The organism is Streptococcus suis (assembly GCF_029616525.1).
GTDB lineage: Bacteria > Bacillota > Bacilli > Lactobacillales > Streptococcaceae > Streptococcus > Streptococcus suis_AF.
Map to the genome: position 1 here is coordinate 1 of NZ_JANFME010000042.1, position 3,109 is coordinate 3,109.

The 3,109-nt window shown below is 49.8% G+C and carries 2 rRNA genes; both read left to right on the forward strand.

Annotated elements, in window-relative coordinates:
- The first annotated feature begins 2 nt into the window (after positions 1 to 2).
- A 23S ribosomal RNA gene (locus tag NOL38_RS10310) occupies positions 3 to 2,906 on the forward strand.
- A gap of 86 nt (positions 2,907 to 2,992) precedes the next feature.
- Positions 2,993 to 3,108 (forward strand): 5S ribosomal RNA (gene rrf / locus NOL38_RS10315).
- Position 3,109 lies beyond the last annotated feature (1 nt).

Here is a 3,109-nt window from a genome sequence, read left to right on the forward strand (position 1 = left end):
AAGGTTAAGTTAATAAGGGCGCACGGTGGATGCCTTGGCACTAGAAGCCGATGAAGGACGTGACTAACGACGAAATGCCTTGGGGAGCTGTAAGTAAGCAATGATCCAGGGGTGTCCGAATGGGGGAACCCGGCAGGTAATGCCTGTCACTCACTACTGTTAAGGTAGTGTAGAGGAAGACGCAGTGAACTGAAACATCTAAGTAGCTGCAGGAAGAGAAAGCAAAAGCGATTGCCTTAGTAGCGGCGAGCGAAACGGCAGGAGGGCAAACCGAGGAGTTTACTCCTCGGGGTTGTAGGACTGCAATGTGGACTTAAAGAGTATAGAAGAACTACCTGGGAAGGTAGGCCAAAGAGAGTAATAGCCTCGTATTTGAAATATTCTTTATACCTAGCAGTATCCTGAGTACGGCGAGACACGCGAAATCTCGTCGGAATCCGGGAGGACCATCTCCCAACCCTAAATACTCTCTAGTGACCGATAGTGAACCAGTACCGTGAGGGAAAGGTGAAAAGTCCCCCGGAAGGGGAGTGAAATAGAACCTGAAACCGTGTGCCTACAACAAGTTCGAGCCCGTTAATGGGTGAGAGCGTGCCTTTTGTAGAATGAACCGGCGAGTTACGATATGATGCGAGGTTAAGTTGAAGAGACGGAGCCGTAGGGAAACCGAGTCTTAATAGGGCGAATTAGTATTATGTCGTAGACCCGAAACCATGTGACCTACCCATGAGCAGGTTGAAGGTGCGGTAAGACGCACTGGAGGACCGAACCAGGGCACGTTGAAAAGTGCTTGGATGACTTGTGGGTAGCGGAGAAATTCCAAACGAACTTGGAGATAGCTGGTTCTCTCCGAAATAGCTTTAGGGCTAGCGTCGACATTTGAGAATCTTGGAGGTAGAGCACTGTTTGGATGAGGGGGCCATCTCGGTTTACTGATTTCAGATAAACTCCGAATGCCAATGATTTATGGTCGGCAGTCAGACTGCGAGTGCTAAGATCCGTAGTCGAAAGGGAAACAGCCCAGACCACCAGCTAAGGTCCCAAAATAATTGTTAAGTGGAAAAGGATGTGGGGTTGCACAGACAACTAGGATGTTAGCTTAGAAGCAGCTATTCATTCAAAGAGTGCGTAATAGCTCACTAGTCGAGTGACCCTGCGCCGAAAATGTACCGGGGCTAAAACAATTTACCGAAGCTGTGGATAACACATTAGTGTTATGGTAGGAGAGCGTTCTATGTGTGAAGAAGGTATACCGTGAGGAGTGCTGGAACGCATAGAAGTGAGAATGCCGGTATGAGTAGCGAAAGATGGGTGAGAATCCCATCCACCGTAAGACTAAGGTTTCCAGGGGAAGGCTCGTCCGCCCTGGGTTAGTCGGGACCTAAGGAGAGACCGAAGGGTGTATCCGATGGACAACAGGTTGATATTCCTGTACTAGAGTATGAAGTGATGGAGGGACGCAGTAGGCTAACTAAAGCGGGCGATTGGAAGTGCCCGTCTAAGCAGTGAGGTGTGATATGAGTCAAATGCTTGTATCTATAACATTGAGCTGTGATGGGGAGCGAAGTTAAGTAGCGAAGTTAGTGACGTCACACTGCCGAGAAAAGCTTCTAGCGATGTATCATACTCTACCCGTACCGCAAACCGACACAGGTAGTCGAGGCGAGTAGCCTCAGGTGAGCGAGAGAACTCTCGTTAAGGAACTCGGCAAAATGACCCCGTAACTTCGGGAGAAGGGGTGCTGACTTATGGTCAGCCGCAGTGAATAGGCCCAAGCAACTGTTTATCAAAAACACAGCTCTCTGCTAAATCGTAAGATGATGTATAGGGGGTGACGCCTGCCCGGTGCTGGAAGGTTAAGAGGAGGGTTTAGCGCAAGCGAAGATCTGAATTGAAGCCCCAGTAAACGGCGGCCGTAACTATAACGGTCCTAAGGTAGCGAAATTCCTTGTCGGGTAAGTTCCGACCCGCACGAAAGGCGTAATGATTTGGGCACTGTCTCAACGAGAGACTCGGTGAAATTTTAGTACCTGTGAAGATGCAGGTTACCCGCGACAGGACGGAAAGACCCCATGGAGCTTTACTGCAGTTTGATATTGAGTATCTGTACCACATGTACAGGATAGGTAGGAGCCTACGAAGTCGGGACGCCAGTTTCGACCGAGGCGCTGTTGGGATACTACCCTTGTGTTATGGCTACTCTAACCCGGATAGGTTATCCCTATCGGAGACAGTGTCTGACGGGCAGTTTGACTGGGGCGGTCGCCTCCTAAAAGGTAACGGAGGCGCCCAAAGGTTCCCTCAGAATGGTTGGAAATCATTCGCAGAGTGTAAAGGTATAAGGGAGCTTGACTGCGAGAGCTACAACTCGAGCAGGGACGAAAGTCGGGCTTAGTGATCCGGTGGTTCCGTATGGAAGGGCCATCGCTCAACGGATAAAAGCTACCCTGGGGATAACAGGCTTATCTCCCCCAAGAGTTCACATCGACGGGGAGGTTTGGCACCTCGATGTCGGCTCGTCGCATCCTGGGGCTGTAGTCGGTCCCAAGGGTTGGGCTGTTCGCCCATTAAAGCGGCACGCGAGCTGGGTTCAGAACGTCGTGAGACAGTTCGGTCCCTATCCGTCGCGGGCGTAGGAAATTTGAGAGGATCTGCTCCTAGTACGAGAGGACCAGAGTGGACTTACCGCTGGTGTACCAGTTGTCTTGCCAAAGGCATCGCTGGGTAGCTATGTAGGGAAGGGATAAACGCTGAAAGCATCTAAGTGTGAAACCCACCTCAAGATGAGATTTCCCATAACTTTATGTTAGTAAGAGCCCTGAGAGATGATCAGGTAGATAGGTTGGAAGTGGAAGTGTGGCGACACATGTAGCGGACCAATACTAATCGCTCGAGGACTTATCCAAAGAAATAAACTAGAGTCAATATTGACAAGCGATCGGTTTCTTGTTAGAATATAGATATTCAATTTTGAGTTGACAAAACTCAACAGTTAAGTGACGATAGCCTAGGAGATACACCTGTACCCATGCCGAACACAGCAGTTAAGCCCTAGAACGCCTGAAGTAGTTGGGGGTTGCCCCCTGTTAGATACGGTAGTCGCTTAGCA